Below are 20,069 nucleotides of genomic sequence, written 5' to 3' on the forward strand. Positions count from 1 at the left end.
CATTACTCCGGCTTCTGATAAATAGTGTGCCCGCACGAGCGCATCTTGCCCGCGGCCGGGCCGATCAGCCGTTCCGAGTGACCGATATACAGGAAGCTCCCCCGGGCGAGCTGCTCGACAAAGCGATGCTCCAGCTCTTCCTTTGCGGGATCTCCGAAATAGATCATGACGTTACGGCAGAAAATCACATCATAGGCGGCCTTGAGGGGCCACGGTTCGAACAGGTTCAATACTTTCGCGGTGACCATCTGCCGGGCTTCGTCGGCCATCACGAAGCCGCCTTGCGTCGGCTTCATCCAGGTCGAGCGATACGGCTCGGGCACCCCCGCGGCGACATTCTCCGCGTAGACCCCGCGCTGCACCGATTCGACCACATGCGGGGCGATATCGGTGGCGAGCAGGCGCACGTCGGCGTTGCGCAACCACGAGGCGCTGCTGCGGCTGGGCCCCAGCAGGCACATCGCGATCGTGTAGACCTCCTCCCCCGACGAGCAGCCCGCCGACCAGATCCGGATCGGACCCTGCTTCCGCTGGAGCGTGGGAATCACGGTCTCGCGGAAATGGTCGAAATGGTGCGGCTCGCGGAAGAAGTGCGTGTGGTTGGTGGTCAGCGCCACCACCATCGCGGCGCGTTCTTCCGCATCGCTGTGCACGAGGTCCACATAGTCGCTGAAGCGGTTGAGGCCGAACTTGCGCAGCCGGCGCGCGAGGCGCGACTGGACGAGGGTGGTCTTCGCCTCGCTGAGCGAGATGCGGGCATCGTCGTACATGATCGCGGCGATGGCCTGGAAATCGCGCGGCGTAAGCTCCGCGTTCTGGCCTGGTGCCATCGCGTTCCCGGCGCCGGCGGACGCCGTGGCGGCGCCACCGGCGGCGCTCATGCTGCGAGATCCAGGTGCTTGGTCAGGCTGAGCGCGTTGAGATCGAGCAGCAGGACCATGCTGCCATTCTCGTCGCGCGTGCCGTCCTTGGCGCGGGTGGCGATGCGGACGAGCCCTGCGATCACGCTTTCCTCCAGCGCGGTCTCGACCGCCGGTGCCGGCTGGATCTCGCCCACGTTGATGCCCACGATGTCGTTGACCTCGTCGACCAGGAAGCCCGCCTGCTTGCCCATGATGTTGACCACCAGGATGCACGAGCGCGCATGCAGCTGGCTCGGCTCCCAGCCCAGGCGCTCGGCCAGGCCGACCACCGGGATCACGTTGCCGCGCAGGTTGGTCACGCCCTTGACGAAGCTGGGCACGTTGGGGAGCGGCGTCGGCTCGTCCCATTCGCGGATTTCGATGAGCGCGCTCATGTCGATCCCGAAGATCTGCTTGGCCAGCGAGAAGGTTACGATCTTGCGATCATTGGCGGTGTCGGGGGTGCTCATGCTGCCAGTCCTTTGGGCGTGAAACGGGTGGGCGAGGAAACCAGCGCCTCGATGTCGAGGATCAAGGCGATCGAGCCGTCACCGAGGATGGTTGCGCCACCCAGGCCGCGGATCGGATGCAGGTTCTGATCCAGGCTCTTGATCACCACTTCGCGGCGGTCATCGATGGTGTCGACGACGAGGCCGACCTTGCCCGAGCTTTCGCTCTCGACGATCACCACGAGGGAGTCCTCGATGTTGCGGTCGTCGTTGAGGCCGAAGATCTCGGTCGCACGCTTCACCGGCAGATACTCGCCGCGCATGTCGATCACCTCGTGGTCGGGCGCGGTGCGCTTCACCTGGCCGGGCTCGGGCTGGATCGTCTCCAGCACGTGCGTCAGCGGGAGGACGAAGCGCTGGCCGGCGAGCCGCACGATCATGCCGTCCAGAATGGCCAGCGTGAGCGGGAGGATCATCGTGAAGGTCGTGCCTTCGCCCGGCACCGAGTGGATCTCGACGCGGCCGCCCAGGGCTTCCACGTTCGAACGCACCACGTCCATGCCCACGCCGCGGCCCGAGATGTTCGAGATCTTCTCCGCGGTGGAGAAGCCCGGGGCGCAGATCAGCTGGTCGATTTCCTCGTTCGTCAGCACCGCATCGGCGGTGATGATGCCCTTTTCGATCGCCTTGGCGCGGACGCGCTCGCGGTTGATGCCGCGGCCATTGTCCGCGACGCGAACGAAGATCCGGGCGCCCTTCTGCTCGGCCGACAGCTTGATCGTGCCGGCGGGGTCCTTGCCCGCCGCGATCCGCTCCTCGGCGCTTTCCAGACCATGGTCCGCGGCGTTGCGGATCATGTGGGTCAGCGGATCGCCGATCTTCTCGATCACGCCCTTGTCGACTTCGGTCGTTTCACCGATCGTCTCGAGGTTGATCTGCTTGCCGGTTTCCACCGAAAGGTCGCGGAGCATGCGCGGCACGCGGCTGAAGGCCTGCCGGATCGGCTGGGCGCGCAGCGACATGACGTTGTCCTGGATCTGCCGGGTGAGGCGGGCCAGTTCGGGCAGTTCGACGCGCTGGCGATCGGCCGGCGACAGCCGGTCGGCCAGGATCGAGTTGCGGATCACCAGCTCGCCGACCAGGTTGAGCAGCAGGTCGAGCTTGACGAGGTCCACGCGGATGGTCTGCGCGGCTTCGTTGACCGGCTTGGCCGGACCGCCGCCGCCAGCACCCGCACCACCGCCACCGGGGCCACCGGGCGTGCCGCCGCCACCGGCCGGCGGGGTCCCCGCCGCGGCAGGAGCGGGCGCGGCTTCAGGCGCCGCCGCCACGGGTGCAGGTGCCGGCGCCGGTGCAGGCGTTGCCGGGGCAGGGCCCAGATCCATGAAGTCGTCGACCGTTGCCGTCACCGGCACGAACGGGATCTCGTCGCCGTCCATCTCGGCCTCGGCCGCGCCCTCGGGCAGGGCCGCGTCTTCGCTGTCGCGCTTGATCTCGATCACCGAATCCGGCGCGACGAAATCGAAGCAGTCCGAGAGGTCGCTTTCCGGCAGCTCGGCCGGGGCGTGGATCACCCAGGTGAGGTAGCTGTCTTCCGGATCGATCTCGCGCAGCGACGGAAGCGTGCTGGTGTCGACCGAGACGACACGCGCGCCCAGGCCCTCCAGCTCGCGCACCGTCAGCAGCGGCTCACCGGCATTGGCGAGCGCGGCGCGGGACGGCTTGAAGCGTACGGTCCAGCCGCCGGACTCGTCCGGGCCGTTCAGATCGTCGAGCGACACGCCAACCGGGCGGAAGCCGAACTCGTCTTCCTCTTCCTCCATCGCCGGCGCAGGGGCCGGGGCGGCGGGAGCGGGGGCTGCCGCGGCAGGCGCGGCCGCAGCCGGCGCATCGCCGTCCGGCACGCCCTTGTTGGCGAGCACCTGTTCGAGCGCGCTCAGCGCGGCGCCGTCGTTCGGCCGGGACGCATTGCCCTTGGCCGCTTCGACATGGTCCGCCAGCACGTCGAACGAGCTCAGCATCACGCGGATTACGCCAGGCGTGGGGAAGATCTTCCCGGCACGCACTTCGTCGAGCACGTTCTCGAACTTGTGCGCGAAGGCGGTCAGATCCGAATGGCCGAAGGCACCGGCGCCACCCTTGATCGAGTGGATCGCGCGGAACACACCGGCAATGGTTTCGCCGGACAGATCGCCCGACTGCATCGCCGACAGCCCTTCTTCAGCCGTCGTGAGGCCTTCAGTGCACTCTTCGAAGAAGATTGCCTGGATATCGTCGAATTCGTCGCTCACGGGCAGACGCGGCGGATCGCCGCCCCCAGCTTGGTGGCCTCGAAGGGCTTGGTGATCCAGCCGGTGGCACCGGCGGAGCGGGCGCGCTGCTTCTTCTCGTCCGAGAATTCGGTCGACAGCACCAGGATCGGCACGCCCTTGAATTCGGGAACCTGGCGCACGGCCTCGATCAGCTCGAACCCGTCCATCTTCGGCATGTTGATGTCGGTGATGAGCAGGTCGGGCTTGACCTCGTGCATGCGCTCCAGGCCATGCTGCCCGTCGTTCGCGCTCTCGATGCGAAAGCCCTGCGAGGTCAGCGACGTCTTGAGCAGCATGCGCATGCTCGCGGAGTCATCGACGGTAAGGATCAGCTTGGTCACAGAAGTTCTCCGGTATCAATGCCGACCGCCGCTGCGAGCTGGCAACGGTTCACACGATCGGTGAAGGCAGTGCTGGGGTTGAGGATGGTGAAGGCCTTGCCGAGTTTGTCGGCTTCGGCCTTGGCTGCGACGAGCAGCTGCAGCACCGCCTGGCCGACACTCTCGACTTGCGAGGCATCGATCTCGACCGGAGCGTCGCCGTCGACCGCCTGGATGAGGCGGGTTTGAAGATCCGCGGCCGTCACGGTCGTACCGTGTGCGGGGAGCGCAAGCGCGTTGTCCGCGCCGGCCTCAAGCGGTGGCAGGGGAAAGTCCATTTTTGGCCTCGTCGAGAGCGGTTTCGAGTTGCTGGAAGCTCGGCGCGAACGCGGTGGGCGTCATGCGACGGGCGATTTCGATCGCGACCTGCACCGGCTGGTTCTGGGCATAGGCAACGATGGCGGTCTTCACGATCGTGAAGGGCTGGGAGTCGGCTTCGATCGTCTCGAGCAGCTTGCCGGCGAGCGGCGCAACCACGCAGTAGGACAGAAGCACGCCGAGGAAGGTACCGACGAGCGCGCCGCCGATCATCGCGCCGAGGATCTCGGTCGGCTGATCGATCGAGCCCATGGTCTTGATGACGCCGAGCACCGCCGCGACGATGCCGATGGCGGGCAGGCCGTCGGCCATCAGCTGCAGCGAGTGCTGCGGATGGGTTTCCTCGTGATGATGCTTTTCGATGTCCGCTTCCATCGCGGATTCCAGCTGGTGCGGATCCTCGAAGTTGACGGTCATCATCCGCAGATAGTCGCAGAGGAACTCGATCAGGTGATGGTCCTTCAGCAGCCGCGGATACGGCTTGAAGAGATCGCTTTCCTCCGGCTTGTCGAGGTGCGGCTCGATGCCGGTGGCGCCGCTCTTCTTGAACAGCGTCAGCAGGGTGAACATCAGCGTCAGCAGGTCGGTATAGTCGCTGGCCTTCCAGCGACCGCCCTTGAACGCGCGCATGATGCCGGCACCGGCCTTCTTCACCGTCGGCATCGAGTTGCCGACGATGAAGGCGCCGATCGCGGCACCGCCGATCGCCATCAACTCGTGCGGCATCGCTTCGGCGATGATGCCGAATTTGCCGCCCGACATGATGAAACTGCCGAACACGCAACCGAGAATGATGACGAAACCAACAGCGTTCAGCATGGCGGGCTCAAATTCTTTCCCTGGATCTTTCCAGAATTATAGGACGGTTTCGGGCCGCGCGGGCCTTCTGGGAAACTGCTTAGGCGGAAAGGCGGTCGCGCTCGCGATCCTGCCATTCGATGACCTTCAGGTAGTTACGCAGCCGGTTCTGCTCGAGCGACGCGAGCAGGGCGTTGTCGTGCCACGGAAACACCACGTCGGTGACCGCTTCGGCCCAGGGCGCGGAAGCGTCGAACAGGATGCCCATGCCGAAAACCGCCGGCACATGCGCGTAGGCGAGCTTCTGGCCGGCGGCGCGGCCCTGCTCGAGGAAATCCTCCACGGCGGTCAGCACGCCGTTGCGCGGGCCGCCCTCGTGCAATGCCCAGGCGAAGTGACCGTCGCCGCGGAAGCCCTCGCCGGGCGGCAGCAGATCCGCGCGGCCGAGCGTGCAGCCGCGATCGGTGCTGTACGGATGGCGGTGCTCGGCGGGGATCCGCTCGGGCGCGTAATACATGTCGCGGCGGCCGGTGGGCCAGCTCACGTCGTGCAGGAAGGCGAGCAGCGGGCGCTGGTCGCGCTGCGCCAGCGCGTTGGCGAGACGCAGCTCGTTGAACACCGTGTAGTAGTTATGGTCGCCGTCGATCACCCAGGCGTCGATGTTCGCCATCGTCGGGATCGCCTCCAGGCTCGGCAGCGGCACGTGGCGAACCTCCGGCGTCTGGTCCGCCCAGTCGAGGAATGCCTGTTTGGGCGCCGGATCGATGCTGGTCAGCGAGCCGCCGACCACCCGCGTATAGGCGGCGAGATGCTGGCTCGTTCCACCGAATTCGGCGCCGACTTCCGCGATGTGCCGCACCTCGGCCGCCTGGAGCGCGCCGAGCATGATGTCCCAGAACTCGGTCATCGAATGGATAAGAAGGTTCGTCATGCGTGTGCAGCCTGTGCATTCGAGAGAGCGGGGGCAGCCGACGCTGCGGCGGCCTGTCGATGGGCGATGGGGCGGAAGACCAGCGCCAGCATCATCGGCCGGTCGTCGGCGCGGGGCGGTGGGGGCACCATCATGAAGGAGAATTCGTCGGCGCAGTGGAACAGGTGCGGTGCAATCTGCTGCATGCCTTCCAGCGAGGGCAGCGCCTCGACTTCGTCGAGCCCCGCCCGCTGCAAATCCGACAGGAACCGCTCGACCGGCATGAACACGGCGCTTTCCACCTGCACCCAGTCGAACAGCTGGCCGAACTGCACGCCCACCGAGAAGCGGCAGTCGCCGATCGGGATCGCCGCCAGATAATAGCCGTCATGCGTCGGCGTGGCGGTGACGTTGCCGGTCGAGACGTTGACACCGTCGGCAACGATCAAGGGCAGCGAAATCGAGCTGTCGACGAAATCGGCATATTTCATCGGCATGCCGAACCGCTTCTGGGTGAGCAGGGTAAGCTTCACCGGCAAGCCTTCGCCGTCCAGCTCCGCCGGCAGATACATCCGCTCGCTGCCCTTCATGTAGAACAGCCCGCGCTGGCGCAGCCCGCGCCGGGAGATCGCCGGATCGAACAGCGCGACCGTATCGTCGACGCCTTCGTTGATGTCGTGTTCGAACTCCGCGAGCACCGCCAGTTCCTGCTTCATCGGCAGGTACATCAGGCGACCGAGCACCGCGGCCGCGGCGTGGCGCCACAGCGGCATCTCGTCCACCTCAGTACCACGCAGCCGCGCCGCCGCCTGCTCGCGTTCGAAGCGCAGCGTGCCTTCCTGGATGCGTTCGCGGGTCGCGCTCTGGCGGCCCTTGATGCTGTTGGCCTGGCGGATGGGGGTGCCGTCGGCCTCGAAGTCGACGGTCGAGCCTTGGGCCGCGGTGCAGATCTGCTCCAGCACGGCGACGTTGGCGGCGAACGCCTCCAGCGTGTGGCAGTCATAATCTGCCTCGCTGATCAGGCCCTTCTTGTCGCAGCCGGTGCTAAACTGCTCGCGCAGCAGCAGATAGCGCCCGGCGACGTGCACGCCGAGGCGGTCGCGCAGCAGCGAGTCCACCGCGTTCTGCACCGATCCGTTATAGCCGAGATCGACCAGCATCAGCGTGTCGCCCGGCTGCGGATCGACCGCGCGGCGGACATGCGCGATCAGCCGGTCGGCAAAGCCCTGACCTGCCTTGATGATCTGCTTCACCCGCTGCGGCTTGCGGACTTCCGCGAGGAAGGCGATCAGGCGCGTCCGGTCCTTGGGCAGGCCGTTCAGCAGAACCTTTGCCTCCTGCTTCGGCAGCAGCAGCTGGTGGGCGATCTTCTCCGGCGTGGAGCCGATTTCGAACTGCACATGGCGCTCAACCGCTTCCGCGTCGGTGAGCGAGGCGGCGACCGCGGTGAAGCGGCTGATCTCCACGGCACGGCCGGCATGGTCCGGCTGCGCGATCTGGTGGATCCGCATCGGCAGCAGGCCGTCGCGCATCATGAACAGCCAGTGGACGGTGCCGCCGCGTTCGGCCTGCAGCGCCGCTGCCTCCTGCTGGAGCCAGCGCTCATAGGCGTGGAAGATCGGGCCCATCACCGAAAAGCCCAGCGCTTGCGCCGGATCTTGGATCTGCGGCTCGCCCAGGGCGAGTGCTGCGCGGTGCGGCTGCTGCGCGGCGATCGTTTCCGGCAGGCGCAGGTGCAGCATGGCACTGACCGACGATTCCAGGCGCAGGCGCTGTTCGGTCTGCTCGGCGAACTGCTTGAGGTGCAGCGTCTGCACGCCGAACTTGGCGACGCCGTCGACGTCTGCCTTGAAGTTGTCTCCGATGTGCAGGATCGTCTGCGGCGCGCATTTCAGCGCCTTGAGCACGTCCGCATACAGTCCTTCGGACTTGGACTTGTGGTAGGTCGACGAGCAGAAGACGCGGTCGATCATGTTCGCCACCTCGGCGCCGGCGGCGCGCGCGATCAGGTCGCGCAGCTGCTTCGGATCGAGATAGGTGTCGGATACGATGATCACGCCGATGCCGCGGCGCTTGGCCTCGCGGATCAGCGCGACGGTGGGCTCAAATGCGAAACAGTGCCGCGCTTCGGCATCGAGTTCGTGCGCGACGGCAGCGGCGATCTCGGCCTTACGCGCATTCGGGTACATCTCGCGGTAGATCTGCTCGATCGTCACTTCCTTGTGGCGATGCTGGACCAGCGCGGCAGTGCGCGCGCGCGATTCCGCCCATTGCCGCTGCAGCACCGTCATGCCCGGCAGCGCGCCGAAAATGTCGATGGGGGCGTGGCTGTCGCGCCACAGCAGGGTATCGAAGCAGTCGAGCGATAGCAGCTTGACGTTTGCTCGCCCGTCAAACGCGGACGGCAAAGCATGCGGAAGGATGAAGTCGGTCACGGCACTGTCCCTGGAAAGCGTCCGCACCGAGGGGACGCAGGAATCTTATAGGAAGACGGCGGACCAACCCGGCAAAATCTTCCTACAATGGCGGCAGGAGCAAAGGAGCGACAATGACGATCAATGCTTATCAGGCTGCCCGGAGCCGGGCCGAGACCCCGCGTGCTGCGGAACTGCGGCTGATGCGCGAGATCACCGGGGAAATGCACACCGCACATGAAGCCGGCTTGAAGGGCGCGCTGTTGATGCCGTCGCTGTATCGCAACCGCGAGATGTGGACCGCATTCATGACCGACTGCGGTGCCCGCGGGAACAACCTGCCGGTGGAACTGCGCGCCAAGATCATCTCGCTGGGCCTGTGGGTCGATCGCTTCACCAGCGACGTCGTAGCCGGGCGTGAGTCGATCGGAGAGCTGATCCAGGTGAACCGCACGATCATGGAGGGTCTGGGCTTTCTGGACCGTGCGCCGGTGCCGCAGGCGGCCGCCGCCGCCTGATCCCTCGTTGCAGCGCAGACCGAAACGGCCCCGGAGCGATCCTCCGGGGCTTTTTCGTGTCCAGGGGGCGGCGGGGTAGGGGCGCGCATCGGGCTAAGGACCACTGTCCTTGCAGCGACGGCGGCAATCCAGCCGCCTGTGCGATCGCGGAAAGAGTCTGCCGCCAGGGCCTAGGGCCTTGGCCGTCGTGGGAATGCCACGTCGGTCCGGGATAGGCGATTGCCATGGATCGAGGGTGATCCGAACCTCGAAGCTTCGCAACGCATCGCAGGTGCCTAGCGAGGGCAGGGGCTACGTCCCGCCGGAAGCAGGCGCAAAAATGGGCGCCGCGGCATGGCCGGGCGCCCATTTTTTGGTGCGAGGGGCGTCAGGCGATCAGAACGACTTCCAATCGTCCGCACCTGCCGAGGCGGTTGCCGCCGGGGTCGCCATCGGCTTGACCGGCGAGACATAGCCGCTGCCCGACGCCTTTGCTGGGCTCTTGGCGCGGCTGGCGATCGGTTTGCTGCGGGTCCCGGCGGGCGTGCGCGCGCCGACGCTGCTCTTGCCGATGTTGAAGCGCTCGGCCTGCTCGGCCAGCGAGGCCACTTCGGAGGTGAGGTTGCGCGCGGCGGCCGAGGTTTCCTCCACCATCGCGGCGTTCTGCTGGGTCGACTGGTCCATCGTGCCGATCGTGTCCGAAATCTCGGAGATGGCCGAGGACTGTGCCTTGTTGTCGCTGGCAATGCGGCCGAGCAGCTGGTGCACCTCGCCGACGTCGCTCGAGATGTTGGACAGCGCGCCGTCCACCTTCTCGACCATGCCCACCGCGGTGACGATGTCGGCCTGGGTGGCGGTCAGCTGGTCGCGGGCGCGACCGGCCTCTTCCTCCGCCCGCATTGCGAGCGCCGAGACGAGGTCTGCGACGACCGCGAAGCCGCGGCCGGCCTCACCGGCGCGGCCCGCTTCCACTGCGGCGTTCATCGCGAGAACGCGGGTCTGGAAGGCGATCTTGTCGAGGCCCTCGATGACGCTGTCGATGCCCTTGGCGCTGTCCGCGACGCGGGTCATCGCCTGCACGGCTTCGTCGGCGGTGCTGCGGCCCGACGAGACGACGCTGATCGCTTGGTCGGCGCGCTGCACCGTGCCGCTGGCCGCGGTGGCCGTGGCCTTCAGCCGGTGGTCCATCTGGGTAACGGCGGCGGCGGTCTCCTCGAGCGCGGCGGCATTGGCTTCGGTACGGCGAGCGAGGTCTTCGCTGGCCTGGGCGATTTCGCTCGACCCGGTGCGAATACGATGGGTGGACGCGGTTACCGATCCGATCAGCTCGCGCAGCGACGCGAGCGCTTCGTTCAGGTTCGCCTTGAGCTCGGCATAGGTAGCGGGGAAGTCCGCGGTGACGTCGGCCGTCAGGTCGCCCTGGGCCACGCGCACCAGGCTCTCGCGGACGGTGTTGGTCACCATCTGCTGCTCGGCGGCGGCGCGCGCGTCGATCTGCGCGCGCTCCTGGGCGGAGAGGCGGAACTGCTCGACGGCGCGGGCGATCTCGCCCAGTTCGTCGCCGCGGCCCAGGCTCGGCACCGAGGCCGAACCACCTTCGGCGAGCGTCTTGGTGACGCGCGCGAGCGCCGCCATCGGCTGGGCGATGGTGCGGTTGATCACCAGCCACACCACGCTGAGCGCGGCGATCGAAATCAGCGAGAGGCCGATCGTCAGGACCAGCGCCGTGAAGGCAGAGGAATTGCCGCGCGCATTGGCTTCCTCGGACGCCTTGCGCAGTGCATCCAGGATCTTCTGCGCCTGGTCGAGCGCGTCGTGCGAGCGCTCCTTGCCCTCGCCCTTGATCAGCTTGAGCCCGGCGCCCTTGTCGACCAGGTCCGCCGCGAAGGTACGGCGGTTGGTGTCGTCGAGCTGCGCCTTAATCGACGTCATCCGCGCAATGTCACTGGCCATGGACGGATCGGCGACGGCGGCGAAGCCCTTGAGGTCCTTGTCGAGCTCGTCCGAGGCGGCGTCGAGGCGCTTCTGCAGCTTGGCGCGCTCCTCGTCGGTCAGCGCATTGTAGTGACTGTAGACGATGATCCGCATTTCTTTGATGTCGCTGATCACGTCGCTCATGTTCGACATGCCGGCGACGCTGACCTCGACATGCTTGCGCGCGATGCTGGTGAGATCGCGATTGGACATCCAGCCGTTGATGGCGAGGCCGACCAGCAGCAGGCCGAGGAAGCTGAAGGCTGCCAGCATCTTTTTGGTGAGCGGCCAATCATCGAGAAATGCGAACATGTGGCGTTCCATACGCAGGCTCCGACCTTGAATCGAAGCGGTTAAGGCGTGCCGCGAGAAGCGACGTGGTCCACATTATAGGCTGCTTTTCAGACGCTCCGGGCTGCGACGATTACGAATGGACGGTCAGCTACTTCCGGAAAACTCCTGGTACGCGCTCGCGCTCAGCCGAAACGGGGCTGCGCCTTCCTATAAATGCAACAAATAAAGGGCAGCAGGAGCGCGCACGTGTACGGCATTCGGAATGGTGAAAATTCGTTGCGCGGGGTTTGCTTTGCGCTGCTTCTCGTGTCCGGCACCGCACACGCGCAGACAAAACCGCCGGCGCCGGCACCTGCTGGTCCCAAGTTGAGCATCGAGGGCAGCATCCGCGCCCGGATGGAAGGCATTGACGGCCAATTCCGCCCCAAGGTGGACAACAGCATCGCCTTCGCGTCGCTGCGCACGCTGGTCGCCGCCAAGCTCGATTGGGGCGATCTGAACGTCACCGGCGAGTTGCTGGACGCCCGCGGCTATGGCGAGGGGCACAACAGCTCAGTCAAGGCGAGCGACGTCAACACGGTGGAGCCGCTCCAGGCGTTCGTCAGCTACAAGCTGCACAATGTTTTCGGCAAGAAGGACAGCCTTACCGCGCTGGCCGGCCGCTTCACCATGACCTTCGGCGCCCAGCGCCTGGTCGCGCGAGCGGATTTCGGCAACACCTTCCCTTCCTATCTGGGCGGTCGGGTCGAGTATCGGACCAAGAACAAGGACGAGTTGGTTCTGTTTTGGACCCATCCGATCGACGCGCTGCCCAATTCGCCCGACGGGATTTTCGACAACAAGGTCGAGCTGGATCACGTCCATACCGGGACCGTGTTCTACGGCGCGGATGGCAACCTGGCCGATATCGGTCACAAGCTGAGCATCGGCGGCTATATCTATCGCCTCGCCGAGCAGGATCGTCCCGGCTATCAAACGCGTGATCGCCGGCTGGTGACATTCGGTCTTCGCCTCCGCCGCGCGCCGGCCAAGGGCAAGTTCGACGTCGAGGGCGAAGCCGCGCTGCAGCGGGGTGAGACGCGTGTCACCAACGCGGTGACCGACCGCAAGGACCTGCCAGTCCGCGCCGGCTTCGTTCATATCGAGGGCGGCTACACCATGTCCACCAAATGGGCGCCGCGCATCTCCGGCTTCTTCGACTATGGCAGCGGCGATGGCGCCAACCCGGCCTATGGACGGTTCGATTCGCTGTATGGTGCGCGCCGAGCCGATTACGGTCCCGCCTCGCTGTTCGGCCCGGTCGGACTGGCCAACCTTGTCTCGCCGGGCTTGCGGATCGAGGCCAAGCCGTCCAAGCGGCTCGACCTGATGGGCGCCGTACGCGGCCTGTGGCTGGCCGATCGCACCGATACCTTCGCCTTCACCAGCGTGCGCGACAAGACCGGCGCCTCGGGCCGCCATGCCGGTACCGAAGTGGAAGTGCGGGTCCGCCGCTCGCTTATCCCCGATCGGCTGCGGGCCGAGGTCGGCGCGGCCTACCTGGCCAAGGGCCGCTTCCTCACCGTCGCGCCGAACGCGCCGCACAGCGGCGACGCGCGCTACGGCTATGCCGATCTGGTGTTCAAGTTCTGATCGTCGAAGGACCGGACCAAATCGATACCTGTGGCCATCCGCCACGATCAGGAATATGGTCGGGCACGAGTGCGTAACAAAGGTTGATAGCGATGGTGCTCAACATGCTGGTGATATTGATGGTCCGCGAGGCCAGCCTGCGCAGCATGCTCGCCGCGCGACTGGCGCTTTCGGGCATTGATGTAGTGAGCATGGAGCAGGTGGATGCAGGTCGCATCACCCGGCTGGGCGGCACCGCGCCGGTGCTGGTCGCCGATGCGGCTGCCACGGAGGACCATCCCGGCGGCCTCGCCGCGCTGGTGGCCGATCCGCTGTGGCACCGGCTGATCGTTCTGGGTGGTGACCAGGCGGTGACGGCGCCGCATCTGCACCATGTCACCGCCGAGGAACCCGCCGCCGCCATCGCCGCCTTGCTGCGCGATGGCGGGGCAGTCCACTAGCTTACCCCTTGGGGAACAGCCCCGCGGCGAAGGCGATTCGCAGCGCTTCGGACAGGCTGCGGACTTCCAGCTTCTCCATCAGATTGGCGCGGTAGATCTCCACCGTGCGCGGGCTGATATCGAGTTCATAGGCGATGATCTTGTTCGATCGCCCTTCGATCAGCCCCTTCAGCACGTCAGTCTCGCGCGGCGAAAGCTTGGCGATCTTGCTTTCGGCAGTCGCGGTGCGCGCGGCGGCCTCGCCATCCTCTTCCAGCTTCGAGAAGGCCTGGTCGATCACCTTGAGCAGGAATTCGGCCTCATAGGGCTTTTCGATGAAGTCCAGCGCGCCGGCCTTCATCGCCTGCACCGCAAGGCCGACATTGCCCTGACCGGTGAGAACGATCGGCACGAACGTAGGCGAGCGATCGAGTTTCAGCAGCACATCGAGCCCGCTCGAGCCCGGCATGTGGAAATCGAGCAGCACCACGCCCGGATCCAGCTCGGCCTCCTGTTCCAGAAACGCATCGCCCGAGCGATAGCCGCGCACAATCAGATCCGGGCGGACCGAGAGCAGGCTGTGCAAGGAAGCGCGGACGGCATCGTCGTCATCGACGATGTAAATCGTTCGGGTCATTATTCTTCACCTTCTTCGATACCAGGCAAGGTAAAGCGAAACGACGCGCCGCCCCCCGGCGCGTTTTCCGCACTTAGCATCCCCCCATGGCCTTCGATAATGCGTTTGCTGATCGAAAGTCCAATGCCCATTCCGCCTGCACCTCCCTTTGTCGTGCTGAACCGCGAAAAAAGAGTTTCCAAGACATGTTCGGGGAGGCCTGGTCCGCTATCCGTAACTGTGATCGCTATCATCTGGTCTGGCAGCTTCTCGGACGTGATCGTGATCTGTCGATCATCAGGCTCGACAAGTTTTAATGCCTGCACGGCATTGCGCAACAGGTTAACGAGAACTTGCTGTACCTGGATGCGATCGGCCAGGATGAAGCGCGCGGCGGGGTCCAGGTGGAAGCTCACCCGCAGGTTGAAATGGCCGGTGCCGACCAGCACCAGCTCCACCGCGTCGCGCACCGTGCGCTCCACCGACTCTACCCGCATCTCCACTTCGCCGCGCGCGACGAAGGCGCGCAGCCGGCGGATGATCTCGCCGGCGCGCTGGGTCTGCTCGGAGCCCATGCGCAGCAGGTCGGTGACCCGGGGGGCGCCTTCGCCGCGCTCGATCAGCATGCGGGCGGCGGCCAGGAAGTTGGCGGTGGCGCTCAGCGGCTGGTTCAGCTCGTGCGCGAGGTCGGCGGCCATCTCGCTCATCGCGCTCTGCCGCGAGACGTGCGCGATTTCGTTGTTGAGCTCGCTGAGGCGCTGCTCGGTGGCGACGCGCTCGGTGAGATCGCGGACGAACACCGTGATCAGGAGATGCCCGTCGCTGCGCGCGGCACCGGCGCGCATCTCGGCCGGAAAGCGCCGCCCGTCGGCAGTCTGGGCGGTGCCGACCAGCACTTCGCCGACCAGGCCGTCGCCGGTCTGGACGAAGCGTTGCAGCACTTCCTGATCGGTCTCCACCTCCTCGGCGGGGATCAGCAGGGTGAAGTCGCGCCCGACGACTTCCGAGGCGCGATAGCCCCAAAGCTCCTCCGCCGCGGCGCTGAACTGGAGAATGAGCCCCTCGCCGGAAAGCACGATCATCGCGTCCGGCACGGTTTCGAGCACGGTGCGCAGCTGCGCCTCGCGCCGGCGCAGCGCCGCCTCGTGCTCGTCGCGCTCGGTGATGTCGAGGGCTGCCCCGACGACGCGGATCAGTTCCCCGGCCGAATTGTAGAAGCACCGGGCAGAGCCTTCCAGCGTTCGCTCCGTGCCCTTGCAACCGGTGAGGCGGTAGCGGAAGGAGAAGCGTTCGGCGCGATGGGTGACGGCTTGGCTCACGGTCGCCCGAAGGCTCTCCAGGTCGCTCGGCTCGATCAGCTGCTTCCAGGATTCGAAGCTGGAAAGCGATCCCAGCGGCAGGCCCAGCCGCTGTTCGGTGCCCGGCGACCAGTTGATGTGATCGCTGCCGACGTCCCAGTCGAAGATGCCGAGTTCGTGCGCGGCGGTAGCCTGGGCGAGGCGCTCCTCGCTGGCCCGCAGCGCCCGCAGCGCCGAGACTCGCTCGGAGATGTCGAGAATGCTGTGGACGACGATCGCACCGCGGGTGGGCGTGGCAGAGCGCAGCAGCCGTTCGATGACGTGGAGCTGGCTGCCGTCCTTGCGCTGCTCGATCAGCTCCTGCGCGCCATCGGCGTCGGGCAGGGCATAGCTGCTGTTCCAATTTGGACACTGGGCCCGGAGCAGCATGTAGAGATTTTCGCCCAGCGCCTCGGCTTCGCTCCAGCCATAGAGCTGCTGGCAGCCGAGCGACCAGTGGATGATGCGGCCGCGCGCGTCGGTCATCACCACGGTCGCGCCGTCGAGCGCGAGGCTCAACTCGGCACGGGCAACCTGCTCGCGCCCGACCCGGTTGACCGCCCAATAGGCGATCAGGCCGATCGCGAGGATATTGAACACGCCGAGCACGAGATGGCCCATGATCGGCTCGCCCTGTGTGCCGCGCTCCAGGAGCAATTCGATCGTGGCGGGGAGGGCGGGCAGCAGGATCGCACCCGCCACGACCGTCTTGATTGCGACGGGATCCGATCGCTCGATCCGGCTCGATCGTTGCGAATCCACCCGCCAATGCCCCAGCAGGATCGCCGCGGTGAGCGACAGCGCCATGATCGTGCCGGGCACCGATGCCCGCAGGCCGAGGTTCACCGACGAGGGATTGTCGGACAGCATCATGCCCGTGGCGGATGCCAGCGCAAGGGCCAGCGGTGCGATCGCCACCAGCGGCGCCACCTCCCGGAGCAGGCGCCATTTGCTGCGCGACGCGAGCGCCGAAATCGGCAGCATCAGCAGGAAGACGAGGGCATTCACCCCCGGTCGCCCGGCGTGCTGCAGCTGCAGCGCGGCGACACGTTCGGCAAAAACCAGTCGGCCAAGGTCGAACCACGGCTCCAGCACGGGCTGGAGCGTGCCGACGGCTCCCAGCGCCATCGCCGCCAGGTAGAAGGGAAGCGCCAGGCGCGGCCGCCGGACCTGATCCCACAATACGCCCAGCGCTACGAAGCTATAGCCTAGCGCAGCCACCGGCCACATCGGATAGGCGCGGGGCAGGAAGCGATGCAGGATCGGCATGCCGAACGCCCAGCCCGCGAGGGTGGTTAGGCCACACGCCAAGGCGAAAGCGGCCAGAAGGATGGCCGTGGTGACGTTCTTGGACGGCGCGTTTCGGCTGGCCGCGTGTCGATCTATTCTTCCAACGTGCAAACCACCTGCCCCTGCACAGGTCGAAGCCGATGCTACGATTTGCTCAGCATCGGTTAATTCTGCGCGAAAAGCCATAGGGAGATGCACGGAATTCCGCCGATTCTATTATTGGCTTCGTGCAGGTCCTTGCCAAAGCGAATGTCTCCGGCAATCACTTGGATGGGGACCATCACAAGAACATCAGGGAGTCACGCTTGATCCGAAGCTTCGCCATGGCGGCCGCCTGCGTCGCCCTAACCGCCTGCGGGGGAAGCGGCGGCAAGCCTGCCAGCGTCTCCTCCACGCCCGCGCAACGGGGCCCGGGCCTCGGCAAGGGGTACAGTCACGATCCGTATCCCTCCACCTACCGCGCTTATCTGGGGGTGCCGACCCTGCTGACCAACGTGACCATCCTCGATGGCGAGGGCGGTCGGATCGACAAGGGGGCGGTGCTGTTCCGCGACGGCAAGATCGTCGCCCTCGGCCAGAACCTCACCGCCGATGCCGGCGTCACCGTGATCGACGGGCAGGGCAAATATGTCACCCCCGGCGTCATCGACATCCACAGCCATCTCGGCGACTATCCCTCGCCGGGTGTCGACGCGCTGTCGGACGGCAACGAGGCGACGTCGCCGGTCACCGCAGACGTCTGGGCCGAGCATAGCGTCTGGCCGCAGGATCCGGGCTTCAGCCGTGCGCTGGTCAATGGCGGCGTCACCACGCTGCAGATCCTGCCCGGCTCCGCCAACCTGTTCGGCGGCCGTTCGGTGGTGCTCAAGAACGTCTATGCCCGCACCATGCAAGGGATGAAGTTTCCCGGCGCGCCCTATGGCCTGAAGATGGCGTGCGGCGAGAACCCCAAGCGCGTCTATGGCAGCCGCGGCCGTGAGCCCTCCACCCGGATGGGCAACATCGCCGTCGATCGCCAGACCTGGGCCAAGGCGGCCGAATATAAGCGCCGCTGGGACAAGTATGAGAAGGACGGCGGCGAGATACCGGGCAGGGACATCGCGATGGACACGCTGCGCGGCGTGCTCGAAGGCGAGATCCGCGTGCAGAACCACTGCTACCGTGCCGACGAGATGGCCAATGTCATGGATATGGCCAAGGAGTTCGGCTACCACGTCTCGGCATTTCACCATGCGGTGGAAGCCTACAAGATCGCCGACCTGCTGAAGGCGAACGCCACCTGCGCCGCCGTCTGGGCCGACTGGTACGGCTTCAAGATGGAATCCTACGACGCGGTGCCGGAGAACCTCGCCATCCTGGAGAAGGAAGGCGCCTGCGCGATGATCCATTCGGATGATCCCAACGGCATCCAGCGGCTCAACCAGGAAGTCGCCAAGGCGCGTGCCTCGGCGATCCATGCGGGCTTCGACGTCTCCGAGGCGACCGCCTGGAAGTGGCTGTCGATCAACCCGGCGATCGCGCTGGGCATTTCCGACCAGACCGGCAGCCTGCGGGCGGGCAAGATGGCCGATGTGGTGCTGTGGAACGGCAACCCGTTCAGCGTCTACACAAGGCCCGAAATGGTCTGGATCGACGGGGCGCTGCTCTACGACGCCAAGGATCCCAAGCGCCGTCCGGTTTCCGATTTCGAGCTCGGCCAGCCGGGCGAGGGGGACGTAAAGTGAAGAAAACCCTGTTTCTCGCCGCAGCCGCCTGTGTGGCGCTCGCGGCGCCTGCGATGGCGCAGGATGTGGTGATCACCAACGCCAAGCTGGTGATCGGCGACGGTTCGGCCCCCGTCGAAGGCGGTACGGTGGTGGTACGCGGCGGCAAGGTCGTCGCGGCGGGCCGCGGCGTGGCGGTGCCGGCGGGTGTGACGGTGGTCGATGCTGCCGGGCGCTATGTGACGCCGGGCATCTTCGCCGGCTTCACCCGGATGGGCATCGTCGAGGTCGACGGCGTCGGCGTGACCAACGATGCCGCTGCCGGCAGCTCGCCGTTCAACGCCGCGCTCGACGTGAGCCCGGCGGTCAACCCGCGCGCGACGCCGATCGCGATCAACCGCGCTGACGGCGTAACCCGCGCGGTGGTCGCGCCGGACGTCGGCAAGGGCTCGATCTTCGCCGGTCAAGGCGCGGTAATCGACACGCGCAGCGACCTCCACGCCGTCGCCCGCCCGCGTGCCTTCCAGTTCATGGAATATGGCGAGAGCGGCGGCCGCGTCGCCGGCGGCAGCCGTCCGGCGGCGATCGCGATGCTGCGCAACGCGATACTCGAGGCGCGTGACTATGCCCGCAATCCGGCAAGCTTCACCGATCGCGGCAAGGATGCGCTGCTCACCCGCGCCGATGCCGAGGCGCTGGCGGCCGTGGTGCAGGGCAAGGTGCCGCTGCTCGTTCATGTCGAGCGGGCGTCGGACATTCTGGTGCTGCTCCAGCTCAAGCGCGAGACGCCGGGGCTGAAGCTGGTGCTGGTCGGCGCGACCGAAGGCTGGACCGTGGCCAGGGAGATCGCCGCGGCCAGCGTGCCGGTGCTCGCCAACGCGCTCAACGATCTGCCGGCGAGCTTCGAGCAGCTCGCGGCGACCCAGTCGAACATCGGCCGGATGCAGGCGGCGGGCGTGATCGTCGGCGTCGGCATGATCAACGACGACGAGGCACGCCAGGCACGGCTGGAGAAGCAGTTCGCCGGCAATCTGGTGGCGCTGACCCGCGTGCCCGGTGCCACGGGGCTCAGCTGGGATGCTGCCTTCGCGGCGATCAGCTCCAAGCCTGCCGAGGCGATGGGTATGGGGGACGCCTATGGCTCGCTCAAGGCCGGTCGCGTCGGCGACGTGGTGGTGTGGGACGGCGATCCGCTGGAAATCGGCAGCATGCCGGTGAAGCTGTATGTCGACGGGATCGAGCAGTCGCTCACCACCCGCCAGACGCGGCTGCGGGATCGCTACTGGAAGCCGGAGGAAGGCGCGCTGCCCAAGGCGTACCAACGCTGATACGACGTTTTCAATACGGAACCTTCACGATCGCGGAAGCTTTGGCGGTCAGGTGGAACGGGCTCGGCGCGGGATCCTCGCGCCGGGCGATCAGGAGTGACGAACGATGCGGAAACATATCCTTCTCTCCACCCTCGCGGCGCTGGCGCTCGCGGCATGCCATCCGGGCGGCGAGGCGACCGGCAACGCCGCGGCGGACGATGCCGCCGAGGCCAATGCGGTGGTCGAGAACGGCGCGGTCGGCAACAATGTCGCGGCTGAAGTGATCGCGATGAACGACGCGCAGCGCAACGTCGTGTTCATCCGCGCGATCATGGATGCCGGGCTGAAGTGCGACCATGTCGAAAGCTCGCAGCGCCTGGACGACCAGAACGGCAACCCGATGTGGCGCGCCAATTGCACCGGCGGCGTCGCTCACATGGTCACCATCACCCCCGATGGTACCGCGAAGATCGTCAGCCGCACCGATCGGTGACGTTGCAGCGGCCCTTTCCGT

17 protein-coding genes are annotated in these 20,069 nt (G+C 66.3%); 6 read left to right on the forward strand and 11 right to left on the reverse strand.

What is annotated here, in order from left to right:
• Positions 1 to 2: 2 nt before the first annotated feature.
• The 8 genes from ACTJKY_RS10545 to ACTJKY_RS10580 form a co-directional block, all read right to left on the reverse strand.
• Positions 3 to 881: a CheR family methyltransferase gene (locus ACTJKY_RS10545; RefSeq protein WP_440845930.1), complete on the reverse strand. Its 879-nt coding sequence runs from the start codon at positions 879 to 881 to the stop codon at positions 3 to 5.
• Positions 878 to 1,372, reverse strand: a complete 495-nt coding sequence (locus ACTJKY_RS10550; protein ID WP_440845932.1) for a chemotaxis protein CheW — start codon at positions 1,370 to 1,372, stop codon at positions 878 to 880. The genes ACTJKY_RS10545 and ACTJKY_RS10550 overlap by 4 nt, the downstream gene beginning before the upstream one ends.
• Positions 1,369 to 3,642, reverse strand: a complete 2,274-nt coding sequence (locus ACTJKY_RS10555; RefSeq protein WP_440845934.1) for a chemotaxis protein CheA — start codon at positions 3,640 to 3,642, stop codon at positions 1,369 to 1,371. The genes ACTJKY_RS10550 and ACTJKY_RS10555 overlap by 4 nt, the downstream gene beginning before the upstream one ends.
• Positions 3,639 to 4,004 (reverse strand): response regulator, encoded by a 366-nt coding sequence (locus ACTJKY_RS10560; protein ID WP_064313997.1) that lies wholly within the window; start codon positions 4,002 to 4,004, stop codon positions 3,639 to 3,641. Before ACTJKY_RS10560 ends, ACTJKY_RS10555 begins: the two co-directional genes overlap by 4 nt.
• On the reverse strand, positions 4,001 to 4,321 hold the full coding sequence (locus ACTJKY_RS10565; protein ID WP_440845935.1) for an STAS domain-containing protein: 321 nt from the start codon (positions 4,319 to 4,321) through the stop codon (positions 4,001 to 4,003). Before ACTJKY_RS10565 ends, ACTJKY_RS10560 begins: the two co-directional genes overlap by 4 nt.
• Complete coding sequence (motA, locus tag ACTJKY_RS10570; protein ID WP_440845937.1) at positions 4,296 to 5,180, reverse strand: flagellar motor stator protein MotA; 885 nt, start codon at positions 5,178 to 5,180, stop codon at positions 4,296 to 4,298. The genes ACTJKY_RS10565 and motA overlap by 26 nt, the downstream gene beginning before the upstream one ends.
• 79 nt (positions 5,181 to 5,259) lie before the next feature.
• Positions 5,260 to 6,090, reverse strand: coding sequence for a class I SAM-dependent methyltransferase (locus ACTJKY_RS10575; RefSeq protein WP_440845939.1), 831 nt, complete (start codon positions 6,088 to 6,090; stop codon positions 5,260 to 5,262).
• Positions 6,087 to 8,504, reverse strand: a complete 2,418-nt coding sequence (locus ACTJKY_RS10580) for an HAD family hydrolase (protein WP_440845941.1) — start codon at positions 8,502 to 8,504, stop codon at positions 6,087 to 6,089. The genes ACTJKY_RS10575 and ACTJKY_RS10580 overlap by 4 nt, the downstream gene beginning before the upstream one ends.
• A 113-nt stretch (positions 8,505 to 8,617) precedes the next feature.
• Between ACTJKY_RS10580 and ACTJKY_RS10585 the strand changes: the two genes are divergently transcribed.
• A complete protein-coding gene (locus tag ACTJKY_RS10585; protein WP_440845942.1) occupies positions 8,618 to 9,001 on the forward strand; it encodes a flagellar biosynthesis regulator FlaF in 384 nt (127 codons plus the stop codon).
• Between the two features lie 375 nt (positions 9,002 to 9,376).
• Here ACTJKY_RS10585 and ACTJKY_RS10590 read toward each other — a convergent pair whose 3' ends face one another.
• The gene (locus ACTJKY_RS10590; RefSeq protein WP_440845943.1) at positions 9,377 to 11,266 is read right to left on the reverse strand and encodes a methyl-accepting chemotaxis protein; all 1,890 of its coding nucleotides are present in this window, start codon (positions 11,264 to 11,266) and stop codon (positions 9,377 to 9,379) included.
• A 288-nt stretch (positions 11,267 to 11,554) separates the two neighbouring features.
• On the opposite strand from ACTJKY_RS10590, the gene ACTJKY_RS10595 reads away from it, so the two are divergent.
• On the forward strand, positions 11,555 to 12,880 hold the full coding sequence (locus ACTJKY_RS10595; protein ID WP_440845945.1) for an alginate export family protein: 1,326 nt from the start codon (positions 11,555 to 11,557) through the stop codon (positions 12,878 to 12,880).
• Positions 12,881 to 12,972: 92 nt separating this feature from the next.
• Positions 12,973 to 13,320, forward strand: a complete 348-nt coding sequence (locus ACTJKY_RS10600) for a hypothetical protein (protein ID WP_440845946.1) — start codon at positions 12,973 to 12,975, stop codon at positions 13,318 to 13,320.
• 1 nt (position 13,321) lies between these two features.
• On the opposite strand, the gene ACTJKY_RS10605 is transcribed toward ACTJKY_RS10600, so the two are convergent.
• On the reverse strand, positions 13,322 to 13,936 hold the full coding sequence (locus tag ACTJKY_RS10605; RefSeq protein ID WP_440845947.1) for a response regulator transcription factor: 615 nt from the start codon (positions 13,934 to 13,936) through the stop codon (positions 13,322 to 13,324).
• Positions 13,936 to 16,521, reverse strand: coding sequence for a PAS domain S-box protein (locus ACTJKY_RS10610; RefSeq protein ID WP_440845949.1), 2,586 nt, complete (start codon positions 16,519 to 16,521; stop codon positions 13,936 to 13,938). Before ACTJKY_RS10610 ends, ACTJKY_RS10605 begins: the two co-directional genes overlap by 1 nt.
• 344 nt (positions 16,522 to 16,865) lie before the next feature.
• Here ACTJKY_RS10610 and ACTJKY_RS10615 point away from each other — a divergent pair, with 344 nt between their 5' ends.
• The 3 genes from ACTJKY_RS10615 (at position 16,866) to ACTJKY_RS10625 (ending at position 20,048) form a co-directional block, all read left to right on the forward strand.
• A complete protein-coding gene (locus ACTJKY_RS10615) occupies positions 16,866 to 18,266 on the forward strand; it encodes an amidohydrolase (RefSeq protein WP_440846327.1) in 1,401 nt (466 codons plus the stop codon).
• Positions 18,263 to 19,573: an amidohydrolase family protein gene (locus tag ACTJKY_RS10620; RefSeq protein ID WP_440845950.1), complete on the forward strand. Its 1,311-nt coding sequence runs from the start codon at positions 18,263 to 18,265 to the stop codon at positions 19,571 to 19,573. The genes ACTJKY_RS10615 and ACTJKY_RS10620 overlap by 4 nt, the downstream gene beginning before the upstream one ends.
• Before the next feature lie 106 nt (positions 19,574 to 19,679).
• Complete coding sequence (locus ACTJKY_RS10625) at positions 19,680 to 20,048, forward strand: hypothetical protein (protein WP_440845951.1); 369 nt, start codon at positions 19,680 to 19,682, stop codon at positions 20,046 to 20,048.
• Positions 20,049 to 20,069 lie beyond the last annotated feature (21 nt).

Origin of the sequence: Sphingomonas sp. 22176 (assembly GCF_052045505.1) — a bacterium.
Lineage (GTDB): Bacteria > Pseudomonadota > Alphaproteobacteria > Sphingomonadales > Sphingomonadaceae > Sphingomonas.